Origin of the sequence: Pseudomonas sp. SWRI154 (assembly GCF_014268645.1) — a bacterium.
Lineage (GTDB): Bacteria > Pseudomonadota > Gammaproteobacteria > Pseudomonadales > Pseudomonadaceae > Aquipseudomonas > Aquipseudomonas marvdashtae.
In genome coordinates this window covers 78,473-104,961 of sequence record NZ_JABWQW010000010.1, presented here as the reverse complement: position 1 = coordinate 104,961, position 26,489 = coordinate 78,473, and the positions used below count along the sequence as shown (strand labels likewise).

General features: G+C 60.5%; 27 protein-coding genes. 25 read left to right on the top strand and 2 right to left on the bottom strand.

Annotated features, from left to right (window positions below; genetic code table 11):
* Window positions 1–70 precede the first annotated feature (70 nt).
* Window positions 71–3,289 carry a ribonuclease E gene (gene rne, locus HU806_RS11705; protein ID WP_186611525.1) on the bottom strand — a complete coding sequence of 1,073 codons (3,219 nt, stop codon included), beginning with the start codon at window positions 3,287–3,289 and terminating at the stop codon, window positions 71–73.
* Window positions 3,290–3,988: 699 nt separating this feature from the next.
* Between rne and rluC the strand changes: the two genes are divergently transcribed.
* The 3 genes from rluC to HU806_RS11690 are packed head-to-tail and all read left to right on the top strand — an operon-like array spanning window position 3,989 to window position 6,607.
* Window positions 3,989–4,945: a 23S rRNA pseudouridine(955/2504/2580) synthase RluC gene (gene rluC / locus HU806_RS11700; RefSeq protein WP_186611524.1), complete on the top strand. Its 957-nt coding sequence runs from the start codon at window positions 3,989–3,991 to the stop codon at window positions 4,943–4,945.
* The gene (locus HU806_RS11695; RefSeq protein ID WP_186611523.1) at window positions 4,935–5,597 is read left to right on the top strand and encodes an HAD-IIIA family hydrolase; all 663 of its coding nucleotides are present in this window, start codon (window positions 4,935–4,937) and stop codon (window positions 5,595–5,597) included. The genes rluC and HU806_RS11695 overlap by 11 nt, the downstream gene beginning before the upstream one ends.
* A 20-nt stretch (window positions 5,598–5,617) precedes the next feature.
* Window positions 5,618–6,607 (top strand): S49 family peptidase, encoded by a 990-nt coding sequence (locus tag HU806_RS11690; protein WP_186611522.1) that lies wholly within the window; start codon window positions 5,618–5,620, stop codon window positions 6,605–6,607.
* Between the two features lie 50 nt (window positions 6,608–6,657).
* Here the strand turns inward: HU806_RS11690 and HU806_RS11685 are convergent, their stop codons facing one another.
* Window positions 6,658–7,236 (bottom strand): Maf family protein, encoded by a 579-nt coding sequence (locus HU806_RS11685; protein WP_186611521.1) that lies wholly within the window; start codon window positions 7,234–7,236, stop codon window positions 6,658–6,660.
* Between the two features lie 105 nt (window positions 7,237–7,341).
* Between HU806_RS11685 and HU806_RS11680 the strand changes: the two genes are divergently transcribed.
* The 22 genes from HU806_RS11680 to araG all read left to right on the top strand — a co-directional run bounded on the left by HU806_RS11680 (window position 7,342) and on the right by araG (window position 26,485).
* On the top strand, window positions 7,342–7,869 hold the full coding sequence (locus HU806_RS11680; RefSeq protein ID WP_014339505.1) for a YceD family protein: 528 nt from the start codon (window positions 7,342–7,344) through the stop codon (window positions 7,867–7,869).
* A gap of 13 nt (window positions 7,870–7,882) precedes the next feature.
* Entirely contained in the window at window positions 7,883–8,065 is a 183-nt protein-coding gene (rpmF, locus tag HU806_RS11675) for a 50S ribosomal protein L32 (RefSeq protein ID WP_003179396.1), read from the top strand.
* A 4-nt stretch (window positions 8,066–8,069) separates the two neighbouring features.
* A complete protein-coding gene (plsX, locus tag HU806_RS11670) occupies window positions 8,070–9,080 on the top strand; it encodes a phosphate acyltransferase PlsX (protein WP_186611520.1) in 1,011 nt (336 codons plus the stop codon).
* A 123-nt stretch (window positions 9,081–9,203) separates the two neighbouring features.
* Entirely contained in the window at window positions 9,204–10,142 is a 939-nt protein-coding gene (gene fabD / locus HU806_RS11665) for an ACP S-malonyltransferase (protein ID WP_186611519.1), read from the top strand.
* A 15-nt stretch (window positions 10,143–10,157) separates the two neighbouring features.
* On the top strand, window positions 10,158–10,901 hold the full coding sequence (gene fabG / locus HU806_RS11660) for a 3-oxoacyl-ACP reductase FabG (protein WP_092168510.1): 744 nt from the start codon (window positions 10,158–10,160) through the stop codon (window positions 10,899–10,901).
* Between the two features lie 191 nt (window positions 10,902–11,092).
* Complete coding sequence (gene acpP / locus HU806_RS11655) at window positions 11,093–11,329, top strand: acyl carrier protein (RefSeq protein ID WP_138814235.1); 237 nt, start codon at window positions 11,093–11,095, stop codon at window positions 11,327–11,329.
* Between the two features lie 108 nt (window positions 11,330–11,437).
* Entirely contained in the window at window positions 11,438–12,682 is a 1,245-nt protein-coding gene (gene fabF, locus HU806_RS11650) for a beta-ketoacyl-ACP synthase II (protein ID WP_186611518.1), read from the top strand.
* The gene (gene pabC / locus HU806_RS11645; RefSeq protein ID WP_186611517.1) at window positions 12,682–13,497 is read left to right on the top strand and encodes an aminodeoxychorismate lyase; all 816 of its coding nucleotides are present in this window, start codon (window positions 12,682–12,684) and stop codon (window positions 13,495–13,497) included. Before fabF ends, pabC begins: the two co-directional genes overlap by 1 nt.
* A gap of 3 nt (window positions 13,498–13,500) precedes the next feature.
* The gene (mltG, locus tag HU806_RS11640; protein ID WP_186611516.1) at window positions 13,501–14,661 is read left to right on the top strand and encodes an endolytic transglycosylase MltG; all 1,161 of its coding nucleotides are present in this window, start codon (window positions 13,501–13,503) and stop codon (window positions 14,659–14,661) included.
* A 20-nt stretch (window positions 14,662–14,681) separates the two neighbouring features.
* Window positions 14,682–15,314: a dTMP kinase gene (gene tmk, locus HU806_RS11635; protein ID WP_186611515.1), complete on the top strand. Its 633-nt coding sequence runs from the start codon at window positions 14,682–14,684 to the stop codon at window positions 15,312–15,314.
* A complete protein-coding gene (locus HU806_RS11630; RefSeq protein WP_186611514.1) occupies window positions 15,307–16,293 on the top strand; it encodes a DNA polymerase III subunit delta' in 987 nt (328 codons plus the stop codon). Before tmk ends, HU806_RS11630 begins: the two co-directional genes overlap by 8 nt.
* A gap of 42 nt (window positions 16,294–16,335) precedes the next feature.
* Window positions 16,336–16,692 carry a PilZ domain-containing protein gene (locus HU806_RS11625; protein WP_186611513.1) on the top strand — a complete coding sequence of 119 codons (357 nt, stop codon included), beginning with the start codon at window positions 16,336–16,338 and terminating at the stop codon, window positions 16,690–16,692.
* A gap of 11 nt (window positions 16,693–16,703) precedes the next feature.
* Window positions 16,704–17,498 carry a TatD family hydrolase gene (locus HU806_RS11620; RefSeq protein ID WP_186611512.1) on the top strand — a complete coding sequence of 265 codons (795 nt, stop codon included), beginning with the start codon at window positions 16,704–16,706 and terminating at the stop codon, window positions 17,496–17,498.
* 386 nt (window positions 17,499–17,884) lie between these two features.
* The gene (locus tag HU806_RS11615) at window positions 17,885–18,523 is read left to right on the top strand and encodes a TetR/AcrR family transcriptional regulator (protein ID WP_186611511.1); all 639 of its coding nucleotides are present in this window, start codon (window positions 17,885–17,887) and stop codon (window positions 18,521–18,523) included.
* Between the two features lie 138 nt (window positions 18,524–18,661).
* A complete protein-coding gene (locus tag HU806_RS11610; RefSeq protein ID WP_186611510.1) occupies window positions 18,662–19,630 on the top strand; it encodes a GTP 3',8-cyclase MoaA in 969 nt (322 codons plus the stop codon).
* A 105-nt stretch (window positions 19,631–19,735) separates the two neighbouring features.
* A complete protein-coding gene (locus tag HU806_RS11605) occupies window positions 19,736–20,341 on the top strand; it encodes a DUF4823 domain-containing protein (protein ID WP_186611509.1) in 606 nt (201 codons plus the stop codon).
* A gap of 15 nt (window positions 20,342–20,356) precedes the next feature.
* Window positions 20,357–20,917, top strand: coding sequence for a DUF1285 domain-containing protein (locus HU806_RS11600; RefSeq protein WP_186611508.1), 561 nt, complete (start codon window positions 20,357–20,359; stop codon window positions 20,915–20,917).
* A 93-nt stretch (window positions 20,918–21,010) separates the two neighbouring features.
* Window positions 21,011–21,757 (top strand): FadR/GntR family transcriptional regulator, encoded by a 747-nt coding sequence (locus HU806_RS11595; protein WP_186611507.1) that lies wholly within the window; start codon window positions 21,011–21,013, stop codon window positions 21,755–21,757.
* The gene (locus HU806_RS11590; protein ID WP_186611506.1) at window positions 21,754–22,629 is read left to right on the top strand and encodes an SMP-30/gluconolactonase/LRE family protein; all 876 of its coding nucleotides are present in this window, start codon (window positions 21,754–21,756) and stop codon (window positions 22,627–22,629) included. The genes HU806_RS11595 and HU806_RS11590 overlap by 4 nt, the downstream gene beginning before the upstream one ends.
* Window positions 22,630–22,866: 237 nt before the next feature.
* The gene (locus tag HU806_RS11585; RefSeq protein WP_186611505.1) at window positions 22,867–23,685 is read left to right on the top strand and encodes an SDR family oxidoreductase; all 819 of its coding nucleotides are present in this window, start codon (window positions 22,867–22,869) and stop codon (window positions 23,683–23,685) included.
* 175 nt (window positions 23,686–23,860) lie between these two features.
* Window positions 23,861–24,865, top strand: a complete 1,005-nt coding sequence (locus tag HU806_RS11580) for a substrate-binding domain-containing protein (RefSeq protein WP_186611504.1) — start codon at window positions 23,861–23,863, stop codon at window positions 24,863–24,865.
* 75 nt (window positions 24,866–24,940) lie between these two features.
* Window positions 24,941–26,485, top strand: coding sequence for an L-arabinose ABC transporter ATP-binding protein AraG (araG, locus tag HU806_RS11575; protein WP_186611503.1), 1,545 nt, complete (start codon window positions 24,941–24,943; stop codon window positions 26,483–26,485).
* Window positions 26,486–26,489: the final 4 nt, after the last annotated feature.

Genomic DNA, 26,489 nt, shown 5'->3' with positions numbered 1-26,489 from the left:
TGCGTAATCTGAAGGCATAAAAAAGCCCCGCCTGGCATCACCAGGCGGGGCTTTTTACTGGGCGGTGGAATCAGGCGTGAGGTTTAGGCTCGTGCTCTTTTTCCAGGGCTTCAGGGTGGTGCGGTGCAACTTCTTCAGCGGACTGCTGAGGTTCGTCGATCGCCGGCTCTGCTGCGGTTTCAGCAACCGGGGCAGGGGCTTCTACGGCTTCCACGGCTGGTGCCGGTTCGGCGGCAGGCGCCTGGGCAGCGGCAGCGGCGGCGGCCTGTTCGGCTTCCTTCTGCAGACGCTCGGCTTCACGCTTGCGACGGCGCACTTCACGTGGATCGTTCGGAGCGCGGCCATTCGGAGCCAAGGCGCTGACAGCTGCAGGTGCTTCAACCGGGGCCGGAGCCTCGACAACCGCAGGAGCCTCGGTCACGGGCGCAGGCTCTTCCACCGGGGCAGCTTCGACCACCGGCTCGATCACTTGCGCTTCAACGGTTTTCACTGGCTCAGGCTCGGCGACTGGCGCTGGCGCTGCGGGTTCTGCGTTCCAGTTGAAGGTCGTCTGCTCTTCACGCACAGGCTCGGGTGCAACTTCTTCGGCCGGGGTTTCCTGCGCCGGAGCTTCGACGGCAGGTTCGGCTGCGGCCACTGGCTGCTCGACGATCGGTGCTGGCTCGGCGGCTTGGGCTTCAGGCTCGGCGTCGGGAGCCGGTGCGAGTTCCACTTCTGGCGAAGCGGTGGTTTGCACTGGCGTGGTCGCTTCGACGACTGGCGCTTCAACCGGGGCGTCTTCCACCGCAGCGGTGGCGCGTTCAGCCTGCTCGTGTGCCTGGGCTTCGGCCGGGGCGCTGATCGCGCTGCTGGCCACTGCCGCAGTGACGGCCAGGCCTGCGGCCAGATCCGCGCCGCTTGGCGCTTCGGCGTTCTCGGCGGATTCGGACTCTTCCGAACCTTCGATCACGTTGCCATTGGCATCACGTTGACGCTCGCGGCGGTTGCTGCGACGACGCTGGCCACGGGAGCGACGGCGTGGACGATCGCCTTCGGCGTTGTCCTGGCCATCTTCCTGCAACTGCTCTTCGCTGTTCAGCACTTCTTCTTCGCTGGCAGCGGCGGCCGCCTGCTCGGCGCGTGGTTGACGCTCTTCACGCGGCTGACGCGGTGCGCGTTCTTGGCGGGCCGGGCGCTCTTCAGCCAGTGCGGCGCCAGCGGCGGCGGCAGGTGCGGCATCCAGTGGCTCACGCAGTTCGCGGACACGCTCTTCACGCTCGCCACGCGGCTTGCGGTCTTCACGCGGTGCGCGCGGCTGACGCTCTTCACGTGGTGGGCGCGGTGCGCGCTCTTCACGGGCTACGGTTGGAGTCGCTGGCGCTTCCTCGCGGGCTTCGCGTGGCTGGCGTTCTTCACGCGGCTCACGTGGCGCACGCTCTTCACGCGGTGCACGTTCTTCGCGAGGCTTGCGCTCTTCGTCGCGACGGCCGTTGCGGTTGCGGGTCTGCTGGCGACCATTGCGACGTTCTTCGTTGCGGGCCGGACGCTCGGTGGCGGCAGGCTTGGCAACAACGGCAGGGGTCGCGGGCTCTTCCTTGGTGGCGAACAGGCTGACCAGGGATTTCACCAGGCCCTTGAACAGGCTTGGTTCTGGCGCGGCGGCGGGTGCGGCAACCGGGGCGGCGACTTCGCTCGGGACCGGAGCGTTGGCGCGGGCTGGGGCAGTCTTGACCGCCGCTTCCTGGCGAACCAGGGTGCGAGTGGCGGCGGCCGGCTGGACTTCTTCCACTTCGGCAGCGGCAGCAGCGATTTCGTAGCTGGACTGGTTGGTGTGGGCTTCCGGGCTGTCATCGCGCAGGCGCTGCACTTCGAAGTGCGGTGTCTCGAGGTGATCGTTCGGCAGGATGACGATACGGGCGCGGGTGCGCAGTTCGATCTTGGTGATCGAGTTGCGTTTTTCGTTGAGCAGGAACGCGGCCACTGGGATCGGCACTTGGGCGCGAACTTCGGCGGTGCGGTCTTTCAGGGCTTCTTCTTCGATCAGGCGCAGGATTGCCAGGGACAACGATTCAACGTCACGGATGATGCCGGTGCCGTTGCAGCGAGGGCAAACGATGCCGCTGCTTTCACCCAGCGATGGACGCAGGCGCTGACGGGACATTTCCAGCAGGCCGAAGCGCGAGATACGACCGACCTGTACGCGGGCGCGGTCGGCTTCCAGGCACTCACGGACCTTCTCTTCCACGGCGCGCTGGTTCTTGGCCGGGGTCATGTCGATGAAGTCGATGACGATCAGGCCGCCAATGTCGCGCAGGCGCAACTGACGGGCGATTTCTTCAGCGGCTTCAAGGTTGGTCTGCAGGGCGGTTTCTTCGATGTCGCTGCCTTTGGTGGCGCGGGCCGAGTTGATGTCGATGGACACCAGGGCTTCGGTCGGATCGATAACGATGGAGCCGCCGGACGGCAGTTCGACGACGCGCTGGAAGGCGGTCTCGATCTGGCTTTCGATCTGGAAACGGTTGAACAGCGGAACGCTGTCTTCGTAGAGCTTGATCTTGCTGGCGTACTGCGGCATCACCTGGCGGATGAAAGTCAGGGCTTCGTCCTGGGCTTCGACACTGTCGATCAGCACTTCGCCGATGTCCTGGCGCAGGTAGTCGCGGATGGCGCGGATGATCACGTTGCTTTCCTGGTAGATCAGGAACGGCGCGGAGCGATCCAGCGAGGCTTCTTTGATGGCGGTCCACAGTTGCAGCAGGTAATCGAGGTCCCACTGCATTTCTTCGCTGCTGCGGCCCAGGCCGGCAGTGCGCACGATCAGGCCCATGTCGGCAGGTGCGACCAGGCCGTTGAGGGCTTCGCGCAGTTCGTTGCGCTCTTCACCTTCGATGCGGCGGGAGATACCACCGGCACGCGGGTTGTTCGGCATCAGGACCAGGTAACGGCCGGCGAGGCTGATGAAGGTGGTCAGGGCGGCGCCCTTGTTGCCACGTTCTTCTTTTTCGACCTGGACGATGACTTCCTGGCCTTCGCTCAGGACGTCCTTGATGTTGACGCGGCCTTCAGGGGCTTTCTTGAAGTATTCGCGGGAGATTTCTTTGAGGGGCAGGAAGCCGTGGCGCTCGGAGCCGAAATCGACAAAGGCAGCCTCAAGGCTTGGTTCGATGCGAGTAATCCGGCCTTTATAGATGTTGGCCTTCTTCTGCTCGCGTGCACCGGATTCGATATCCAGGTCGTAGAGGCGCTGGCCGTCTACCAGTGCAACACGCAACTCTTCGGGTTGAGTTGCGTTAATCAGCATTCTTTTCATGTAGTACCGTCGGTTTCCGGGCTGCCGGAAACGGCGTTCGGCACACACGACTTCTCACGGTCGGTGTCAGGTGCGTCCTGGCAATGGCGGGGCCATTCCAGTGTCCAGCGAGTTCGGCCCAATGATGGCGAAGTCGCGACGGACGCGTCCTGCTTGCTGGTACTCAAGCACTCAGTCAGGAGGAGGAATCAACCGGCGCCTGTGGACGAGATGAAGCGTCTAAATATAAGCCTAGTGCTACACAGTCCGACGGTTGTACATCTCCACCCTACACGTATCCCTGATAATTCGGGTGCTGCCGCGCGCAGAATCCGCAGCGGGTTGGCATTTACCGTGAGCTCCGAAAGGGGAGGTCACGCATCATGGCTAATTTAGGCGTTGTTTCCGAAGCTCTCGCTCGGGGTCGTCTTCGGCTGACTGCACTTTGTGAACTGGCCGTGAATGTGGCGCGCAATGCGAGTAGAAACTCTGCTTTGCGGCGTATTTCAGGCCTCATGTCACCTGCGCTCGTTGCACCCGTAAACTCTACCGTTACGTAGCAAAAGCCCCGTAGGACGGCCTCTCGTCCTCGTGAATTGCGTTGGTCAGGGCCGGTTTTTGACCGCTAGTCCGCTGGCCAGCCACTTTTGGCGGCGTTCGCGACTATAGCAGCAATGATTAAGTGCTTCAATTCCATAAAAAATTGTTATGATCGCCGCCATGACAACTACTGCCCCTTCGACCCCTGGCGTTCAACTGCTCGAGGTCTCGCCGGAATATGCCGGCCAACGAATCGATAATTTCCTCCTTGCCCGGCTCAAAGGCGTGCCCAAGACCTTGATCTATCGCATCTTGCGCAAAGGCGAAGTGCGGGTGAACAAAGGTCGGATCAAGCCTGAATACAAGCTCCAGGCGGGCGACATCGTGCGCGTGCCGCCGGTTCGCGTGCCCGAGCGCGACGAGCCGGTGCCTCTGGCCCAAGGCTTGTTGCAACGCCTGGAGGCTTCCATCGTCTTTGAAGACAAGGCGCTGATCGTGGTCAACAAGCCTGCGGGCATCGCGGTCCACGGCGGCAGCGGCCTGAATTTCGGCGTGATCGAGGCTTTTCGTCAGTTGCGTCCGGATACCAAGGAGCTGGAACTGGTCCATCGCCTGGATCGCGACACCTCCGGTCTGCTGATGATCGCCAAGAAGCGCAGCATGCTGCGGCATCTTCACGAGCAGTTGCGCGGCGATGGCGTCGACAAGCGCTACATGGCGTTGGTGCGTGGTCGTTGGGATACCTCCGTAAAGCAAGTCCGTGCGCCGTTGCTCAAGAGCAACCTGCGTTCGGGCGAGCGCATGGTGGAAGTCAACGAGGAGGGCAAGGAGGCGCTGACCGTGTTCAAGGTGCTCCGACGCTTCGGCGACTTTGCCACCATGGTCGAGGCCAAGCCGGTCACCGGGCGCACGCACCAGATCCGTGTCCACGCCCTGCATGCCGGGCATTGCATCGCCGGTGACAGCAAATACGGCGATGACGATTTCACCAAGGAAATTCGCGACCTGGGCGGCAAGCGCCTGTTTCTGCACGCCTACATGCTGACTGTGCCGCTGCCTGATGGCGGCGAGTTGAAGTTGCAGGCTCCCGTTGACGAAATGTGGGCCAAGACCGTGGAGCGGCTAAGTGCATCCTGACTACAAGCTGTTGATATTCGATTGGGACGGCACTCTGGCGAACTCCATTGGTCGGATCGTGGAGTCCATGCATATCGCGGCTGACCGTACAGGTTTCGCGCGGCGCGACGACTATGCGGTGAAGGGCATCATCGGCCTCGGGTTGCCAGAGGCGATCCGCAGCCTGTACCCGGACATCGATGACGATGGTTTGGTTGTTTTTCGCCAGCATTACGCCGATCACTACATTGCCTTGGAGGCCGAGCCATCGCCGCTGTTCGACGGTGTGGCGGACACGCTCCAGCTTCTGCGGGACGAGGGCTATCGCATGGCCGTCGCGACCGGCAAGGCCAGGCGTGGGCTGGATCGGGTGTTGAAAGCCCACGGTTGGGACGATTATTTCGACATCACCCGTGCTGCGGATGAAACCGCCAGCAAGCCGCATCCGCTGATGCTTGAGCAAATCCTGGCTCATTGCGATGTGCAGGCTGGGCAGGCGCTGATGGTGGGGGATTCGTCGTTCGACCTGCAAATGGCGCGTAACGCCGGCATGAGTTCGGTGGCTGTCAGTTACGGCGCGCAGACGATCGAGGCGTTGAAGGCTTTTGAGCCGTGCCTGGCGATTGACCATTTTCCTGAGTTGCACGCCTGGTTGAGCCGGCGTGCCGATTAAGTTTTGACGGGGATGCATGCATGACGGATGAATGGAAGGCACCGGCCAAGGCAAGCGCCGAGACTGGTGATGATAAAAGCTGGAAGCTGTTGGAAAAGACTCTGCTGGCCAGTGTCCAGGAGCAGCGTCGGTCTCGCCGCTGGGGCATTTTCTTCAAGTTGCTGACCTTCATTTATCTTTTTGGCGCATTGATGCTGTTCACGCCGCTGATGAGCCTGGAAAAGGGCGCCGTGAGCGGATCGGCCTATACCGCGCTGATTGATATCGAAGGCATGATCGCCGACAAGGAGCCGGCGAGCGCAGACAACATCGTCGGCAGTTTGCGGGCGGCGTTCGAGGATCCGAAGGTCAAGGGTGTGGTGCTGCGCATCAACAGCCCGGGTGGCAGTCCGGTGCAGTCGGGTTATGTTTACGACGAAATCGTCCGTCTGCGTGGCTTGCACCCGAACATCAAGGTTTACGCGGTCATCGCCGATCTCGGTGCGTCCGGGGCCTATTACATTGCCAGTGCGGCAGACCAGATTTATGCCGACAAGGCCAGTCTGGTGGGGTCCATTGGTGTGACGGCGGCCGGTTATGGTTTTGTCGGAACCATGGAGAAGCTTGGCGTGGAGCGCCGGGTCTATACCTCTGGCGAGCATAAATCCTTCCTTGATCCGTTCCAGCCGCAAAAGCCTGAAGAAACCGCGTTCTGGCAGGGTGTGCTGGATACCACTCACAAGCAATTCATCGCCAGCGTCAAGAAAGGCCGGGGCGAGCGCCTGAAGGACAAGGAGCATCCAGAGTTGTTCTCCGGGCTGGTCTGGTCGGGGGAGCAGGCGTTGCCGCTGGGCTTGATCGATGGCTTGGGCAGTGCCAGTTTCGTGGCTCGGGACGTGATCGGCGAGAAAGAGCTGGTGGATTTCACTATCGAAGAGTCGCCGTTCGATCGCTTCTCGAAAAAACTGGGTGCAAGCATTGCCGAGCATCTGGCGATGTGGATGGGCTTCCGAGGCCCGGCGTTGCGCTGATTTGTTTGGACGGCTGCGCGCCTGAAGGGCGATGCGGTCCCTGTGGCAATTCAGGGGATCTGCACACCCTCGGCCAGCAACATATCCACAAGCCGAATCAATGGCAGGCCGATCAGGCTGGTGGCATCCGGTCCTTCGGTGCTCTGGAACAGGCTCACGCCCAGCCCCTCGGCCTTGAAACTGCCGGCGCAGTCGTATGGCTGCTCCGCTCGCAGGTAGCGCTCGACGCGTGCCTGGTCAAGTGTCCGCATCGTCACGGTAAACGGAACACAATCGACCTGGCAGTTGCCGGTCTGGCTGTTAAGTAGCGCCAGGCCCGTCAGGAACGTTACGCGGGCGCCGCTGGCGGCCAGTAGTTGGTCCCGGGCGTTTTCGAAGGTATGGGGCTTGCCCAGGATGCGCTCGCCGAGTACGGCGACCTGGTCTGATCCGATGATCAGGTGCGCTGGATGGCTGCCGGCTAGCGCCAAGGCTTTTTCCCGGGCCAGGCGTTTTACCAGTTCGAGCGCGGATTCATCGGGGTGGCGGCTTTCGTCGATGTCCGGTGAGCGGCAGACGAATGGCAGCCCCAGGCGGGCGAGCAATTCCCGGCGGTAGATCGAGCTTGAGGCAAGTAATAAAGGCAGCATGGGCGTCTCCAGGAGGCAGGAGCGAATTCTAGCGAGGCGCGCAAGTGACGGACAGGGCTGAATTTCCTTTGACATGGCCCGGTGCATCCCTATAATGCTGCGCCTATGTTGAATGACCCGATTCCACCTCACGTTGACCCGCGCAAATTGGCTGACCGTGGCACCACCCTTCAAGGTGAGCTGCTGCTGGCCGATTTGAAGAGACTCTGCGACCCGCTTTCCGACAATGTCGGTACGGTCCAGGCCAAATTCGTTTTTGAACGAGATGAACGTAAATCTGTGGTCATCCACAGCTTTATCGACACTGAAGTCAAAATGGTTTGCCAGCGTTGTCTTGAGCTGGTCACCCTGCCGATCCATAGCGAATGCAGTTACGCCGTGGTGAAGGAGGGTGCGAATACCCAGTCGTTGCCGAAAGGTTATGACGTGCTGGAACTGGGCGAAGATCCATTGGATCTGCAGTCACTGATCGAGGAGGAGCTTCTGCTCGCCTTGCCCATTGTGCCTGCTCATCATCCGGAAGAATGCCAGCAGCCGGCGGGAGCAGATGAGCCCGAACCGAGCGAGGACGAGGTAACGCGGTCCAACCCGTTCAGTGTATTGGCGCAGTTAAAGCGTGACCCAAACGTTTAGGAGTTAATCAATTATGGCTGTTCAGCAGAACAAAAAATCCCGCTCTGCCCGTGACATGCGCCGTTCGCACGACGCTCTCGAGGCTAGCACCCTGTCTGTAGAAAAAACCACTGGTGAAGTGCACCTGCGTCACCACGTATCGCCAGAAGGCGTATACCGTGGCCGTAAAGTGATCGACAAGGGCGCCGACGAGTAATCACTTGTCCGCTCAAGTCATCGCGATTGACGCAATGGGCGGGGACTTCGGTCCCCGCAGCATTGTCCAGGCCAGCCTTGCTTGCCTGAACGCCATGCCCTCGCTACACCTGACCCTCGTCGGTCAACCCTCTCTCCTTGAAGAAATGCTCAACGGCCAATCGGCTGCGGATCGCGCACGCCTATCGATCGCGCCCGCGTCCGAAGTCATCACGATGGACGAAAAGCCGGCCCAGGCTCTGCGTGGCAAGCCTGACGCTTCGATGCGGGTGGCTCTTGAGTTGTTGCGAGACGGTAAGGTCCAAGCGTGTGTCAGCGCGGGTAACACCGGTGCGCTGATGGCGCTGTCGCGCTACGTACTCAAGACCCTGCCGGGTATCGATCGCCCGGCGATGGTGGCTGCGATCCCGACCCAGCGCGGCTTCTGCCAGTTGCTGGACCTGGGCGCCAACGTCGATTGCAGCGCCGAGCACCTGTTGCAGTTCGCCGTGATGGGCTCGGTTGCGGCGCAGACCCTTGGCATCGCCCGACCTCGCGTGGCGCTTCTGAATATCGGTACCGAAGACATCAAGGGCAACCAGCAGGTCAAGCTGGCGGCGACGTTGTTGCAGGGCGCAAACGGCATCAACTACATCGGTTTCATCGAGGGCGACGGCTTGTACCGTGGCGAGGCCGATGTTGTGGTTTGCGATGGTTTTGTCGGCAATATCCTGCTCAAGTCCAGTGAAGGCCTGGCAACCATGATCGGCCAGCGCATTGAAACCCTGTTCAAACAGAATCTGGCCTCGCGGGTCGTTGGCGCCCTTGCCCTGCCGTTGATGCGGCGACTGCAAGCGGACCTGGCCCCGGCGCGGCACAACGGTGCGAGTTTTCTCGGGTTGCAGGGGATCGTGATCAAGAGTCACGGTTCGGCGGGCGTGCAGGGTTTCCAAAGTGCTATCAATCGGGCGGTGATCGAGATCCAGGAGAACCTGCCGGAACGTCTTCATGGACGCCTCGAAGATTTGTTAACTTAGGCGTTTTCGTCCGACAATGCTTAAATGTGACCGGTCGGTTCAACCCGCCATCCAACTGTCAGTTTCCTAGCGCCCCCAGGGGCGTCAATTTTTGACGACAAGATCATTAGGGGCTTTGTTTTCATGTCTGCTTCCCTCGCATTCGTCTTTCCAGGACAGGGCTCGCAGTCCCTCGGTATGTTGGCCGAGCTGGGCGCGCAATACCCGCTGATCCTTGAAACATTCAAAGAAGCGTCCGATGCACTCGGCTACGACTTGTGGGCACTGACCCAGCAGGGGCCGGAAGAGCAACTCAATCAAACCGATAAAACCCAGCCGGCCATCCTCACCGCCTCGATCGCCTTGTGGCGCCTGTGGTTGGCTGAGGGCGGCGCGCGCCCGGCATTTGTCGCCGGTCACAGCTTGGGCGAATACAGCGCCCTGGTGGCCGCTGGCAGCCTGAGCCTGGGCGCCGCGGTGAAATTGGTGGAGCGTCGCGGCCAGTTGATGCAAGAAGCCGTTCCGGCCGGGCAGGGCGGTATGGCCGCGATCCTGGGGCTGGAAGACGCTGACGTGCTCGCTGCCTGTGCCGAAGCGGCGCAAGGCGAAGTGGTCAGCGCGGTGAACTTCAACTCTCCGGGCCAGGTTGTCATCGCCGGTGCCAAGGCCGCTGTCGAGCGCGCCATCGAAGGCTGCAAGGCCCGTGGTGCCAAGCGCGCCATGCCCTTGCCGGTCAGCGTGCCATCGCACTGCGAACTGATGCGTCCGGCCGCCGAGCGCTTTGCCGAATCCATCGCCGCCATCGACTGGCAGGCCCCGCAGATTCCGGTGGTGCAGAATGTCAGCGCCAGCGTGGCGCCGGATCTCGAGACCCTCAAGCGTGATCTGCTGGAGCAACTCTACAAGCCGGTTCGCTGGGTCGAATCGGTGCAGACCCTGGCAGCCAAGGGCGCGACCGAACTGGTCGAATGCGGTCCTGGCAAAGTGCTGGCAGGCTTGAACAAACGCTGCGCCGAAGGCGTGTCGACTTCCAACCTCAACACCCCAGACGCCTTCGCTGCCGCCCGTGCAGCGCAGGCCTGAACAGGAGAAGCTTGCATGAGTCTGCAAGGTAAAGTTGCACTGGTGACCGGTGCAAGCCGTGGCATCGGCCAGGCCATTGCCCTGGAACTGGGCCGTCAAGGCGCCATCGTCATCGGCACCGCGACTTCCGCTTCGGGCGCCGAGCGTATCGCCGCGACCCTGAAGGAAAACGACATCCAGGGCACCGGCCTTGAGCTGAACGTCACCAGCGACGAATCCGTCGCGGCGGTGCTGGCAAGCATTCAGGAGCAGTTCGGTGCGCCGGCGATCCTGGTCAATAATGCCGGTATCACCCGCGATAACCTGATGATGCGCATGAAAGATGACGAATGGTTCGACGTGATCGACACCAACCTGAACAGTCTGTACCGGCTGTCCAAGGGCGTTTTGCGTGGCATGACCAAGGCGCGCTGGGGTCGAATTATCAGTATCGGCTCGGTTGTGGGTGCCATGGGCAACGCAGGCCAAGTAAACTATGCTGCGGCGAAAGCCGGTCTGGAAGGTTTCAGCCGTGCGCTGGCGCGTGAAGTGGGTTCGCGCTCGATTACGGTAAACTCGGTTGCACCGGGTTTCATCGACACCGACATGACCCGTGAACTGCCGGAAGCGCAGCGTGAAGCCTTGTTGACGCAGATTCCGCTGGGTCGTCTGGGGCAAGCTCAAGAAATCGCGTCGGTGGTCGCTTTTCTTGCTTCGGACGGTGCGGCATACGTGACTGGGGCTACAATCCCGGTAAACGGCGGGATGTACATGAGTTAAATGTGACGGATTGCTTCAAAAAAATGTCATACGAGCTGTCTAAAATCCGTTATAAAGCTGCAATCTATTTATAGGCGGCGGGCCCCAGGGTTCGAGGAGTGAAGCTTTCGGTTGAAAAACCGAAAAGTCTTTCTATACACTTACCCACCGGCCAGCTGCCTGAATTTGTCCATTAGGAGTGAAAACAAGGTATGAGCACCATCGAAGAGCGCGTCAAGAAAATCGTTGCCGAGCAACTGGGCGTTAAGGAAGAAGAAGTGATCAACAGCGCTTCCTTCGTTGAAGACCTGGGTGCCGACTCCCTTGACACCGTTGAGCTGGTGATGGCTCTGGAAGAGGAATTCGAGACCGAGATTCCTGACGAAGAAGCTGAAAAGATCACTACTGTACAAGCTGCTATCGACTACGTTACCGCCCACCAGGCGTAATCGTTATTAGTCGTCGCTAGCTGTCATGGAAAAACCGCACTGCCATTTCGGCGTGCGGTTTTTTCTTTAGGCCTGATGCAAAGTCGTCATTAGAAAAAGGAGAGTGCTGTGTCGCGTAGACGCGTCGTAGTCACCGGTATGGGTATGTTGTCGCCACTGGGCACGGATGTGCCGAGCAGCTGGCAAGGCATTCTGGCTGGCCGCAGTGGCATTGGTCTGATCGAACACACCGACCTTTCTGCCTATTCCACCCGTTTTGGCGGCTCGGTAAAGGGCTTCAATGTCGAGGAATACCTGTCGGTCAAAGAAGCCCGCAAGCTCGATCTGTTCATTCAATACGGCCTGGCAGCCGGGTTTCAGGCAGTGCGTAACGCTGGCCTGGAAGTCACCGACGCCAACCGTGAACGCATCGGCGTGGCCATGGGCTCGGGTATTGGCGGCTTGACCAATATCGAAGAAACCAGCCGCACGCTGCACGATTCGGGGCCGCGACGGATTTCTCCGTTCTTCGTGCCGGGCTCGATCATCAACATGATTTCCGGTTTCCTGTCCATCCACCTGGGTGCACAGGGGCCTAACTACGCCATTGCCACAGCGTGTACCACGGGTACTCACTGCATCGGCATGGCCGCGCGTAACATCATGTACGACGAAGCCGACGTGATGATCGCCGGCGGTGCCGAAATGGCCGCTTGCGGCTTGGGCATGGGCGGTTTCGGCGCGTCGCGTGCGCTGTCGACCCGCAACGATGAGCCGGCCCGCGCCAGTCGTCCATGGGACAAGGGCCGCGATGGCTTCGTGTTGTCGGACGGTGCCGGTGCGCTGGTTCTCGAGGAGCTGGAGCACGCCAAGGCGCGCGGCGCGACCATCTATGCCGAACTGATCGGATTTGGCACCAGTGGCGATGCGTATCACATGACGTCGCCGCCGGCCGATGGTGCCGGTGCTGCCCGCTGCATCACCAACGCCCTGCGGGATGCGAAGCTCAACGGCGAACAGGTGCAATACATCAACGCCCACGGCACTTCGACCCCGGCCGGCGACTTGGCCGAAGCCCAGGCGATCAAGACGGTGTTCGGCGACCACGCCTACAAGCTGGCTGTCAGCTCTACCAAGTCGATGACCGGTCACCTGCTGGGTGCAGCAGGAGCAGTGGAAGCGATCTTCAGCGTGCTGGCGATCAATAGCCAGGTGGCGCCGCCGACCATCAACCTCGATGAGCCAGACGAGGGTTGCGACTTGGACTTCGTGCCGCATACGGCCCGTAGCATGGACATCGATGTGGTGCTGTCCAACTCCTTCGGCTTCGGCGGAACCAACGGCTCGCTGGTGTTCCGCCGGTTCGCCGGTTGATGGAAAGCTGGGTCGATGGTCAGACGGCTGACGTCCTGTCGCTGAAAGATCGCGGCCTGGCTTACGGCGATGGTGTGTTCGAAACCATCGCTGTGCGTGAAGGCAAGCTCGTTTTGCTGGAGCGTCATCTGCAACGCCTCGCGCTGGGGTGCCAACGGTTGGCATTCAATCTCGACTGGACCTTACTGGACGGCGAGCTGCAAGCCTATGCGCAACAGCTTGGCGAAGGCGTGATGAAACTCATCGTGACCCGAGGCGACAGTGAGAGGGGCTATGCCGCCAGCCCCTTGGCCCAGGCTCGACGCATTTTGCAAGGCAGTCCACCGGCCGCCTATCCGCTGGCCCATGCCGAGCAAGGCATTCATCTGTTTCCCTGCGCAACACGCCTGTCCGAACAACCTTTGCTCGCCGGCCTCAAGCATCTCAATCGCCTTGAGCAGGTGCTGGCCCGGGCCGAATGGAGCGACACCGAGCATGCCGACGGCTTGATGCTCGACACGTCCGGTCGGGTGATCGAGGGCGTCTTCAGCAACCTGTTCCTGGTGCGTGATGGCGTATTGTTCACGGCGGACCTTAGCCGTTGTGGTGTGGCCGGTGTGATGCGAGCGGAATTATTGTTTCAAGCCGAGTCGCAAGGCATCGCCACGAAAATCACCGATATCCGCCTCGAACAGCTGCACCAGGCCGACGAAGTCTTTGTCTGCAACAGCGTGTACGGCGTATGGCCGGTACGCGGATGCGGTTCGACGCGCTGGTCGGTTGGCCCGCTCACCCGTAAACTGCAGTCCCTTGCCCGTGCGCTATTGGATGCTTGATTCGTGAGACGTAAATTCTTGTTGCTGCTAGAGACCGGACTGGTTCTGGCGGGGCTGTTGTTGGGCGCTTCGGCCTGGAAAATTCATTCAGCTTTGCAGCAGCCGTTGAACATCGCCCAGGAAGAACTGCTCGACGTGCCCAACGGGACCACGCCGACCGGCACGTTCAATCGTCTCGAAGCTGATGGCCTGATAAAGGATGCTTTCTGGTTGCGGGTCTACTGGCGTTTCAATCTTGCCGGCCAGCCGTTGCATTCCGGTGAATACCGGATGACGCCGGGGATGACCATGGAAGGCCTGATCGGTGTTTGGAAGCGCGGCGAAGTGGTGCAGTACAGCGTGACGCTGGTAGAGGGTTGGAACTTCCGTCAGGTTCGCGCTGCGCTGGCCAAGGCTGAAAAGCTCGAGCAAACCGTTGCCGGCCTGAGCGACAGCCAGGTGATGGAGCGTCTTGGCCATTCCGGGGTATTTCCCGAGGGCCGGTTCTTTCCGGATACCTATCGATTCGTGCGCGGAACGTCGGACGTCGACCTGCTGAAAAAAGCCTACGATCGGCTGGAAGACGTGCTTGCCAGGGAGTGGGCGCAACGCGCCGCCGACATCCCTTACACTCAGCCCTACCAAGCACTGATCATGGCCTCCCTGATTGAAAAGGAAACCGGCGTGCCCCAGGAGCGCGACCAGATTGCCGGGGTATTCGTGCGCCGCCTGCGCCTGGGCATGCTGTTGCAGACCGATCCCACCGTGATCTACGGCTTGGGGGAGCGCTACACCGGTAAGCTCACCCGGGCCCATTTGAAAGAACCGAATCCCTACAACACGTACCTCGTTCCAGGCTTGCCGCCAACGCCCATTGCGATGGTCGGGCGTGAGGCGATTCATGCGGCATTGAACCCGGCCGACGGCAACAGCCTTTACTTCGTCGCGCGCGGCGATGGCAGCCATGTCTTTTCCGATGACCTGGAAACGCACAATAACGCGGTGCGCGAATATCAGCTCAAGCGCCGTGCCGACTACCGCTCCAGCCCGGCTCCAGCTGCGTCGGAAGATTCAGCGCCGATTCCCGCTGCATCGCCTGATACCGCGCCCGAAGCCGTGCCTCAGGTGCCGCCGCAGGAACCTGCCCCTGAACCGAACGCCAGCGAGCCGCCGAGCCCGCAATGACACTGAATTAAGGATCGCCCGTGACTGGCTTGTTTATAACGCTGGAAGGCCCCGAAGGCGCCGGCAAGAGCACCAACCGCGAATACTTGGCCGAACGCCTGCGGGCATCGGGCGTCGAGGTCGTGTTGACGCGTGAGCCGGGCGGTACGCCGTTGGCCGAGCGGATTCGCGAGGTCCTGCTGGCACCTGCCGACGAAGTCATGAACGCCGATACGGAACTGCTGTTGGTGTTCGCCGCCCGGGCGCAGCACCTGGCGGAAGTGATTCGCCCGGCGCTGGCCCGTGGTGCCGTGGTGCTGTGTGATCGGTTTACCGATTCGACCTACGCCTACCAGGGCGGAGGCCGAGGCTTGTCACTTGAGCGTATCGCTGCGCTGGAGTCTTTCGTCCAGGGCGACCTGCGACCCGACCTGACCCTTGTTTTCGACCTGCCGGTTGAAATCGGCCTGGCCCGCGCCAGTGCTCGCGGTCGCCTGGATCGCTTCGAGCTTGAAGGACAGGCGTTCTTCAATGCCGTGCGCAATGCTTTCCTGGGCCGCGCCAAGGCCGATCCTGCGCGTTACTTGTTGATCGACGCCGCTCAGCCGTTGACGCAAGTCCAGCAGTCATTGGACAGCTTGCTGCCGCGTTTGCTGGAGCGTACCCGTGGCTGAAGCCTATCCCTGGCAGGACGGCCTCTGGCAACAGTTGGCCGGTCGCTCGCAACACGCCCATGCCTATCTGTTGCACGGCCCGGTCGGTATCGGCAAGCGAGCCCTTGCCGAGCGCTTGATGGCCAGCTTGTTGTGCCAGGCTCCGACGGCCTTGGATGCCTGCGGTGAATGCAAATCGTGCATGCTGCTCAGGGCCGGCAGTCACCCTGACAACTATGTGTTGGAGCCGGAAGAGGCGGACAAGGCGATCAAGGTCGACCAGGTCCGCGACCTGGTCAGTTTCGTGGTCCAGACCGCGCAGATGGGCGGGCGCAAAGTGGTGTTGATCGAGCCGGTCGAGTCGATGAACATCAACGCCGCGAACGCGCTGCTCAAGAGCCTCGAAGAGCCTTCCGGCGATACGGTGCTGTTGCTGGTCAGCCACCAGCCTAGCCGTTTGCTACCGACCATCAAGAGTCGTTGCGTGCAGCAGGCCTGTCCGTTGCCCAGCGAGGCGATCAGCCTGCAATGGCTGGGCCAGGCGTTGCCCGGGAGCACCGATGAAGAACGTGTCGAACTGCTGACCCTGGCCGCCGGTTCACCGCTTGCCGCCGTCAGCCTCCAGGCCCAGGGCGTGCGGGAGCAGCGGGCGCTGGTGGTTGACGGCGTGAAGAAGCTGCTCAAGCAGCAACAATCTCCGACGCAACTGGCCGAGGGGTGGAACGCCATTCCCTTGCTGCTGTTGTTTGATTGGTTCTGCGACTGGTCGAGCCTGATCCTGCGTTATCAGCTCACCGAGGACGAGGCAGGCCTGGGGCTAGCCGACATGCGCAAGGTGATCCAATACCTGGCGCAAAAAAGCAGCCAGGACAAAATCTTGAACATTCAGGACTGGATCCTTGCCCAACGTCAGAAGGTGCTGAGCAAGGCCAACCTCAACCGCGTGTTGCTGCTGGAGGCACTGTTGGTGCAATGGGCGAGTTTGCCTGGTCGTAACTGACAGAGAGCGCCTAGACTCAGCTCAATTGCAGCGGAGATCAGCATGAACGAACCTGTCAGTCCCGGGCCACGCAATGGCATCTTGTCCCTGACCATCAAGGACAAGTCGGTGCTTTACGCCGCCTACATGCCCTTCATCAAGAACGGCGGCCTGTTCATTCCCACCAACAAGAATTATCGCTTGGGCGATGAGGTGTTCATGCTGTTGAGCCTGATGGACGAACCGGAGAAAATCCCGGTTGCCGGCAAGGTGATCTGGATGACGCCCAAAGGCGCCCAGGGCAATCGGGCCGCTGGCGTCGGCGTGCAATTCAATGAAGGCGACAACTCCGCCCGCAACCAGATCGAAACCCACCTGGCCGGAACCCTCAAGTCCGACCGTCCCACCCATACGATGTAGCCTGGCCTCTTATGCTTGTAGACTCTCATTGCCACCTCGATCGCCTCGATCTTGCCGCCCATGGCGGCTCCCTGGACGCTGCGCTGGATGCCGCACGCCAACGGGGTGTCGGCCACTTCCTGTGCATTGGCGTCAGCGCCGACAATGCGGCCGACGTCAAAGTCCTGGCTGAACGTTACGAAGACGTCGATTGCTCGGTTGGTATCCACCCGCTGGATGTTCAGCCCGGTGCTGCGCCGGCCCTGGACTGGCTGCTGCGTGAGCTGGACCATCCCCGGGTGGTCGCCATTGGCGAGACCGGCCTCGACTATCACTACGAGCCGGAAGCCGCCGACGTTCAACAGGCTTCGTTCCGTCTACACTTGGAGGCCGCGCAACAGACGGGCAAGCCAGTGATCATTCATACCCGCGGTGCCCGGGCTGATACCTTGGCCCTGCTGCAAGAGGCGGCATTGCCCCAGGCCGGTGTGCTGCACTGTTTCACCGAGGACTGGGAGATGGCCAAGGCCGCGCTGGACATGGGTTATTACATTTCCCTGTCCGGGATTGTCACGTTCCGCAATGCAGATGCCCTGCGCGATGTTGCAAGCAAGGTGCCGGCCGATCGCTTGCTGGTGGAAACGGACTCGCCTTACCTGGCTCCGATACCGTATCGCGGCAAGCCGAACCTTCCGCAATACGTACGGGAGGTGGCGGAGTTCCTGGCGATGTTGCGCGGCGAGTCCTACGAGCGTTTCGCCCAGCAGACCACGGAGAATTTCAAGCGCCTGTTTCCATTGGCCCATGTCCGTTCGGTGCGGGCTTGAATCGCAGGCAAAAAAAACCCGGGTTCTGGGGGGTGAATCCGGGTTAAGACCATTAGGAGTAAAACAAAGGCACGCGGTCCGTTGGTACCTTTATCGGCGCGTCACTTGGGGGAGATGTCGCGCCGACAGTTCAAGTATTGATCACTATGGCGACGCGTCCAGTTTGGCCGCTTTGGTTTTTAAACAAATTTGGAATACGTTCGCTTCGGATAAGTTCTCATTGCAACCCAAGCCTGCCAGTACGGTGCGGGTGGTGGCGTACATGGGGGAGTCGGGTTAGCACGGTTTTTAGAAGAACTGCCGCCAAGAGCGGATGATCCGTGCATTTTTGCGTAAGTTAGGCATAATACCCGGCTTCGAATTTTGACCCTTCAGACCTTTTTCTTATGCATAAAGAACCCCGTAAGGTCCGTGAGTTTCGTCGCCGCGAGCAGGAAATTCTCGACACCGCGCTCAAGTTGTTCCTCGACCAGGGCGAAGACAGCGTCACCGTCGAGATGATTGCGGATGCCGTGGGTATCGGCAAAGGCACGATTTATAAACACTTCAAATCAAAAGCGGAGATTTACCTGCGCTTGATGCTCGATTACGAGCGCGATTTGAACGAGCTGCTGCATTCGGCCGATGTGGACAAAGACAAGGAGGCCCTGTCCCGTGCCTACTTCGAGTTCCGCATGCGTGACCCCCAACGTTACCGCTTGTTCGACCGTCTCGAAGAGAAAGTGGTCAAGGGCAACCAGGTGCCGGAAATGGTCGAGGAACTGCACAAGATCCGTGCCTCGAATTTCGAACGCCTGACCCTGCTGATCAAGGGTCGGATCAGCGAAGGAAAGCTCGAAGACGTGCCGCCTTATTTCCACTACTGCGCTGCCTGGGCATTGGTGCACGGCGCGGTAGCGCTGTATCACTCGCCGTTCTGGAGCAATGTGTTGGAAGACCAGGAAGGCTTCTTCCAGTTTCTGATGGATATCGGCGTGCGCATGGGCAACAAGCGCAAGCGCGATACGGATACACCGAGCAGTTGAGGCATTCAGCTGTTTAATTGCGCCATGTCCGCTTACATGGCGTGGCGCCCCAGGAATATACTCGGGCTGGGGTCTTGCGGAAATTTGATTTCTAAGTCAAGTTTTGCGGGCCCGATTTTTCTTTCGCCGGAGTGATCCATGATCGTTGATCGTCAAGGCAGGCGTTTTCGCAATTTGCGGATCAGCCTGACTTCAGCCTGCAATTACGCCTGTACCTACTGCGTGCCTGATGGCAAGCGGCTGGTGGCTGCGCAGGATGAGCTGTCGGCCGAGGCGATGGCACGGGGCGTGGCTTACCTGATCGAAGCTGCCGGCATCGAGCGGTTGCGCATCACTGGGGGCGAGCCGCTGGTCAGTCCCAAGCTTGAGCGCTTCATGACGGCGGTCGGGCAGATGGGGCTGGACGACATCAGCCTGACCACCAACGGTCAACTGCTGGCAAAAAAGCTGCCTTTGCTGGTGAGTGCCGGCATCCGCCGAATCAACGTTTCCCTCGACACCCTCGATGCTGGCGCGTTTCGCAGCATCGCCCGGGGTGGCGACCTGGCGACCGTGCTGGACGGCATGGAGCAGGCCCGGGCCGCCGGGTTGAAGATCAAGGTCAACATGGTGCCGTTGCGCGGGCAGAACCTCGATCAGGTGATGCCGTTGCTGGAGTACTGCCTCGAGCGCGGCTATGAGTTGCGTTTCATCGAGCTGATGCGCATGGGCCACTTGGCCAAGGACTCGAATGCGTTCCTCCAGCAGTTCGTCAGCCTCCAGCAACTGCTGGGCCTGATTGGCGACCAATACGAATACCTGCAGGCCGATGCGCCGGTGGATGCCACCGCAGTGCGTTATGAGATTCCGGGGCTGGGACATTTCGGCGTGATCGCCAACGAAAGCGTGCCGTTCTGCCGTACCTGTTCGCGGCTGCGGTTGTCTTCGACGGGGTGGTTGCACGGCTGTCTGTCGTCGAGCAATCGGCACTTTGTCGGCGATCTGCTGGACAAACCCCGCCATCAGGCGCTGCCAGCGCTTCAGCGCTTGCTGGTCAAGGCACTGGGAGATAAGCAGGAAGTGGCATTCTCCGGCGGTGCAACCATCATGAAAATCATCGGCGGCTGATCGGGTATTCCAAGGCAATAAAATCCAGCCATCCTGCGAGCTGGCGCAAAAGCTGCATCCCGTGGCCATTCGCCGGTTTTCCGTCACCGGTCTTTGGAGGGTAGGATGCGTAGCCTGTTTTCGCTGCTGGCCGTTTTGGCGCTGGGTGGCTGCATGAATGTCAGCGACATGGGGGAGGGCGTTCGTTATCACATGAGCGATGCCGGCCTGTTGGACCATAGCGACAGTCGTCGCGTGAACAACCTGCGCATCCAGCCGGACTCCTTTATCTATATCGCCCAGGGGGCGTTCGCTCCGCCAGGCAGCGCCTATCCGCGTCCCAACGTCGTGGCCGAAGAAGCCTTCAACGGTTTCGTTGAATATTTCCCCATGGTTCGTCGCGCCCGGGTCCCCGAAGGGCTTGACCAGGCTATGGGCGAAGCGCGTGCCGCCGGCGCCCATTATTTGCTGTATACCCGATTCGCCAAGGCGGACAACCGCATCGGCACTACCGACGAATGGCTGGATGAAGAGGCCGTGGATCGTCTCGGCGTCGATACCGGCGTGATTCAGATCATGTTGATCGAGACCAGTACCCAGTATTTGATCGATACTGCACGTATCAAGAGCCGTGGCGGTTTGCTGACGTTGCACGACAAGCAGCCACAAGACCTCATCGCCGCGCCGCTGCGTGAGTATGCCCGCAGCCTGCTGGGGATGAGCGACGAATAAACAGAAGGAGTCACCATGAGCGGACCGCAAAAAGCCAATGACCTGTTGGGACAGATCCCCAAGACCAAAGGCCTGCCGCCGGTCCACTTGTGGAACCCCGACTTCTGCGGCGACATCGACATGCGCATCGCCCGTGACGGCACTTGGTACTACCTAGGGACGCCCATCGGACGCAAGCCGATGGTCAAGCTGTTCTCCACCATCATTCGCCGCGACGGCGATGATTACTTCCTGATCACTCCTGTGGAAAAAGTCGGCATCAAGGTGGACGACGCCCCGTTCGTGGCGGTGACCCTGGAAGTCGAAGGACAGGGAGAAGGGCAGTTGTTGCGCTTTACTACTAATGTCGATGAAGTCACCGAAGCTGGACCCGATCATCCGATGCGAGTGGTGATCGATCCCCAGACCCAGGAGCCCGCTCCGTACATCCACGTGCGCAGCAACCTCGAAGCGCTGATTCATCGCAACGTCTTCTATCAGTTGGTCGAGCTGGCGGTCAGCCGCGAGATCGACGGCCAGCGGTGGTTGGGTGTCTGGAGCGGCGGCGTGTTCTTTCCCATAGGCCTCGAACCCTGACCCTCAACCTTGGAGGGGGCAAAAATTCAAATTGACACTCAATCATATGATGATTAGCGTGGGCGCCTGATAAGAAAAGCCCACGGGGTGTTCATGTCCAGCAGTTTTCATGCGTCGACCGTCGATTGGCTGGGTGGCTGGATTGCCGCTGGCCAGGTCAAGCCTGGGCAAACCATCAAGGTCGAGGCCGACTTGGGCGAGCAGTTGGGCGTGAGTCGCACGGTCATTCGTGAGGCCATCAAGACCTTGGTCGCCAAGGGCATGCTGGAAGTGGGACCGAAAGTCGGCACGCGGGTATTGCCGGTGCGCCGTTGGAATCTGTTCGATCCCCAAGTAGTAGGCTGGCTGTCACGCAGTGGCCTGCCGGAAAATTTCGTCGACGACCTGTTGGACCTGCGCCGGACCATCGAACCGATGGCGGTCCGCTGGGCCTGCGAACGGGCGACGGCTGACCAGGTGCAGGCGATCCGCCTGGCCTATCATGCGCTGGAACGGGCGGTGGACAGTGGCGCTGATTACAACCGCGCCGATCAGTTCTTTCACGAGTGCATTCTCGCCGCCAGCCACAATCAATTCATCGAACAAATGGTCCCGGCCCTTGGCGCGCTGCTGGCGGTCTCGTTCGAAGTGTCGGCCGCCGATCCGGACGAACTGCGCCGCACCTTGCCGATTCACAAGGAAATCGCCGACGCCATCGCCGCCCGTGACGCGGCGCGAGGCGTCTGGGCCTGCATGACCTTGATCGATAATGCAGACTTGGCCATCAAGCGGTTTTACCCTGATGTCATGGCCGGTCGGACAGACAACGCCGGGAAAGCCGGGGACAGGAGGTTTCAATGAAGTGGACGGCGCTCACGGAGCATCGGGCAAAGTTGGGCGAGGGGCCGTTCTGGGATGAGGCGACCCAGGCGCTGTATTGGGTCGATATCGCCGGCAGGCAGGCGCTGCGGTTGATTGGCGAGAACGTCCAGATCTGGCAAATGCCTGAGCATGTCTCGGCTTTTATCCCGACGCAGACCGGCGATGCGTTGGTGACGCTGAGCAGCGGTGTCTATCGACTGGACCTGGATTCGCCAGGGCTGGAACCGCGCCTGAAGCTGTTGTGCATGGCCGATCCCCAGCCGGGCAACCGCGCCAACGAAGCCCGTTGTGATCCGCTGGGCCAGCTCTGGCTAGGCACCATGCAGAACAATATTGGTGAAAACGGCGAAGACCTGCCCATCGAACGACGGTCCGGCGGCCTGTTCCGTGTCGGGGCAGACGGTCGGGTAATGCCGCTGCTGCGCGGGCTGGGGATTCCCAATACGTTGTTGTGGAGTCCCGATGGCACGACGGTGTATTTTGGCGAGAGCCTGGATGGGACGCTGTACCGGCACTTCATCTATCCCGATGGACAGTTGGCGCCCGCCGAAGTCTGGTTCGGGCCCCATTCGCGTGGTGGGCCGGACGGTTCGGCGATGGATGCGCGAGGCTATATCTGGAACGCGCGCTGGGACGGCAGTTGCTTGTTGCGGTTGCATCCGGACGGCCATGTCGATCGGGTGATCGAACTGCCGGTCAGTCGCCCCACCAGTTGCGTATTTGGTGGTAAAGACCTCAAGACGTTGTACATCACCAGTGCAGAGAGCCCCCTAGGCCATCCCCTTGACGGTGCGGTGCTGTCGATACGTGTCGATGTGCCGGGCGTGGCTTGCACACGGTTTGCTGGCTGAATCCCAAAATATGGGATGTAAATATATATATTGAGATTATTTGGCAGTCGGGTTTATAGTCGGCTCCATCAGCAATACGCACTCACACTTAAAAAAACAAAACAGGTGAAGTGATGCATCGATCTTTCCCCGAACGCCCCGGCGGCGTTCGCGAGTCACTGTCAATTTCTCAGCCTCTTGGCCGGTCATCCGTGGGTGTCCGGTTTTTGTCGTGCCTTCGCACTGGAGCCCAGGCCCATGGCTGAAGCGCTGCGCTTGCCGCCAATGCCGGAGCCTGTGAAAGGCGAACGGCTGAAAGACAAGGTCGTGCTGCTGACCGGCGCTGCCCAAGGCATTGGCGAGGCGATCGTTGCGGCATTTGCTTGCCAGCAGGCGCGGCTGGTGATCAGTGACATCCAGGCAGAAAAAGTCGAGGCTGTCGCCGCCCATTGGCGTGGCCAGGGCGCGGACGTGCAAGCGCTCAGAGTCGACGTTTCGAACCAGCAGGATCTGCACGCCATGGCCCGTCGCGCCGTTGAACTGCATGGTCGCATCGACGTGCTGGTGAATTGCGCCGGGGTCAATGTGTTTCGCGACCCCCTGGAAATGACCGAGGAAGACTGGCGCCGCTGCTTTGCCATCGACTTGGATGGCGCTTGGTACGGTTGCAAGGCGGTGCTGCCGCAAATGATCGAGCAAGGCGTGGGCAGCATTATCAACATCGCGTCGACCCATTCGTCGCACATCATCCCCGGATGTTTTCCGTACCCGGTGGCTAAGCACGGCCTGCTCGGTCTTACCCGCGCCCTGGGCATCGAATATGCGCCCAAGGGTGTGCGCGTAAATGCCATTGCGCCGGGATACATCGAGACTCAATTGAATGTCGATTACTGGAACGGTTTCGCCGATCCTCATGCCGAACGCCAGCGTGCGCTGGATCTGCACCCGCCTCGGCGCATCGGCCAGCCGCTCGAAGTGGCAATGACGGCGGTGTTCCTGGGCAGTGACGAAGCCCCTTTTATCAATGCTTCATGCATCACCATCGATGGTGGACGTTCGGTCATGTACCACGACTGAATATTCTTGGGTTGCGGTGGGAAACTTCGCCTGTAATCCAATCATCATACGATATGACTATTTAGACCTATGCTGTGCAGTAACACGATTTGACCGGCCAGCCTGCGCGGTTCCACCAAAGTGGAGCAGATCCCTGGACGTTTTGGCTTTCAATAAAAAAAACAAGGAGTCAGCTATGAAACATCGTCGTGGGATCCGTTCCCTGTGTCGCGCCGCCCTGGCGGTTACCGCGGTCAGTCTCAGCAGCCACTTGTTGGCGGCCGATGCGGTGAAAATTGGTTTCCTGGTCAAGCAGGCCGAGGAACCCTGGTTCCAGACCGAGTGGGCGTTTGCCGAGAAGGCGGCCAAGGACAAAGGCTTCCAGTTGATCAAGATTGCCGTGCCCGATGGCGAGAAAACCCTCTCGGCCATCGACAGCCTCGCCGCCAACGGCGCCAAGGGCTTCGTGATCTGCCCGCCAGACGTGTCCCTCGGCCCGGCCATCATGGCCAAGGCCAAGCTCAACGATCTGAAGGTGATTGCCGTCGATGATCGTTTCGTCGACGCCAACGGCAAATTCATGGAAGACGTGCCGTACCTGGGCATGGCCGCCTTCGAGGTGGGCCAGAAGCAGGGCGCCGCGATGGCTGCTGAAGCGAAAAAACGCAACTGGGATTGGAAAGACACCTACGCGGTGATCAACACCTTCAACGAGCTGGACACCGGCAAGAAGCGCACTGACGGTTCGGTCGATGCCCTGAAGAAAGCCGGGATGCCGGAAGACCATATCCTGTATTCGGCGCTGAAGACCCTCGACGTTCCCGGCAGCATGGATTCCACCAACTCGGCGCTGGTGAAGCTGCCAAGTGCCGCGAAGAACCTGATCATCGGCGGCATGAACGACAACACCGTGCTGGGCGGCGTGCGCGCCACCGAAGCCGCTGGGTTCAAGGCGGCCAATGTGATCGGCATCGGTATCAACGGCACCGACGCCATCGGTGAGTTGAAGAAACCAAACAGTGGCTTCTTCGGTTCGATGCTGCCAAGCCCGCACATCGAAGGCTACAAGACTGCCGAGATGATGTACGAGTGGATCACCACCGGCAAGGAGCCGCCGAAGTACACCGCCATGGACGAGGTGACGCTGATCACCCGGGAGAACTTCAAGCAGGAGCTGGAAAAAATCGGCCTGTGGAACTGACGGTCGGTTGATTCAAAAGCGGCTCTGGTCACAGGCGTGACCGGGCCGCTTGATCTCTGTAAGTTCGAGGTGGTTATGCAAGCGCAAACAGCGACACGGCAACACAACATCGGCGGCAGCTTGCGATTCAACGGGATCGGTAAGTCCTTTCCCGGCGTACAGGCGCTGGCCAATATCAGTTTCGTCGCCCATCCGGGGCAAGTTCATGCCTTGATGGGCGAAAATGGCGCGGGCAAATCCACGCTGCTTAAAATCCTCGGTGGCGCCTACATTCCGAGCAGCGGCGACTTGCAGATCGGCGAACAGACGATGGCCTTCAAAGGCACCGCCGACAGCATCGCCAGCGGTGTTGCGGTGATTCACCAGGAATTGCACCTGGTGCCGGAAATGACTGTCGCCGAAAACCTGTTCCTTGGTCACTTGCCGGCGCGTTTCGGCCTGGTCAATCGCGGTGTGCTGCGCCAGCAGGCGCTGACGCTGCTCAAAGGCCTGGCCGACGAAATCGACCCCCAGGAAAAGGTCGGGCGCCTGTCTCTCGGCCAACGGCAGTTGGTAGAAATTGCCAAGGCCTTGTCCCGTGGCGCCCACGTCATTGCCTTCGACGAACCCACCAGCAGCCTGTCGGCCCGGGAAATAGACCGTTTGATGGCAATCATCGCCCGCCTGCGGGACGAGGGCAAAGTGGTGCTGTACGTCAGTCACCGCATGGAAGAGGTGTTCCGTATCTGCGATGCGGTGACAGTGTTCAAGGACGGTCGTTATGTCCGGACCTTCGAGAACATGAGCGAGCTGACCCACGATCAACTGGTCACGTGCATGGTCGGTCGCGATATCCAGGACATCTATGACTACCGTCCTCGTGAGCGCGGCGATGTCGCGCTGCAAGTAAAGGGCCTGTTGGGGCCGGGCTTGCGCGAACCGGTGAGTTTCCAGGTGCACAAAGGCGAAATCCTCGGCTTGTTTGGGCTTGTCGGTGCCGGTCGTACCGAGTTGCTGCGTTTGCTCAGTGGCCTGGAGCGTCAGAGCGAGGGCAGTCTCGTGTTGCACGGCAAGGATCTGAAACTGCGTTCCCCGCGCGATGCCATTGCCGCTGGCGTGCTGCTTTGCCCGGAAGACCGTAAAAAGGAAGGCATCATCCCGTTGGGCAGCGTGGGCGAAAATATCAACATCAGCGCGCGCCCGGCTCATTCAACGCTCGGTTGCCTGTTGCGTGGCGATTGGGAGCGGGGCAACGCCGACAAGCAGATCAAGGCGCTGAAGGTGAAGACACCGTCGGCGGGCCAGAAGATCATGTACTTGTCCGGCGGCAACCAGCAGAAGGCGATCCTCGGACGCTGGCTGTCCATGCCGATGAAAGTCTTGCTGCTGGACGAGCCGACACGCGGCATCGACATCGGCGCCAAGGCTGAGATCTACCAGATCATCCACAACCTGGCGGCCGATGGCATCGCGGTGATTGTGGTGTCCAGCGACCTGATGGAAGTGATGGGCATTTCCGACCGGATCCTGGTGCTCTGCGAAGGGGCCATGCGTGGCGAGCTGCTGCGTGACCAGGCCAACGAATCCAACCTGCTGCAACTGGCGCTGCCGCGCCAACGCGTTGCCGACGCGGCGAACTGAGAGG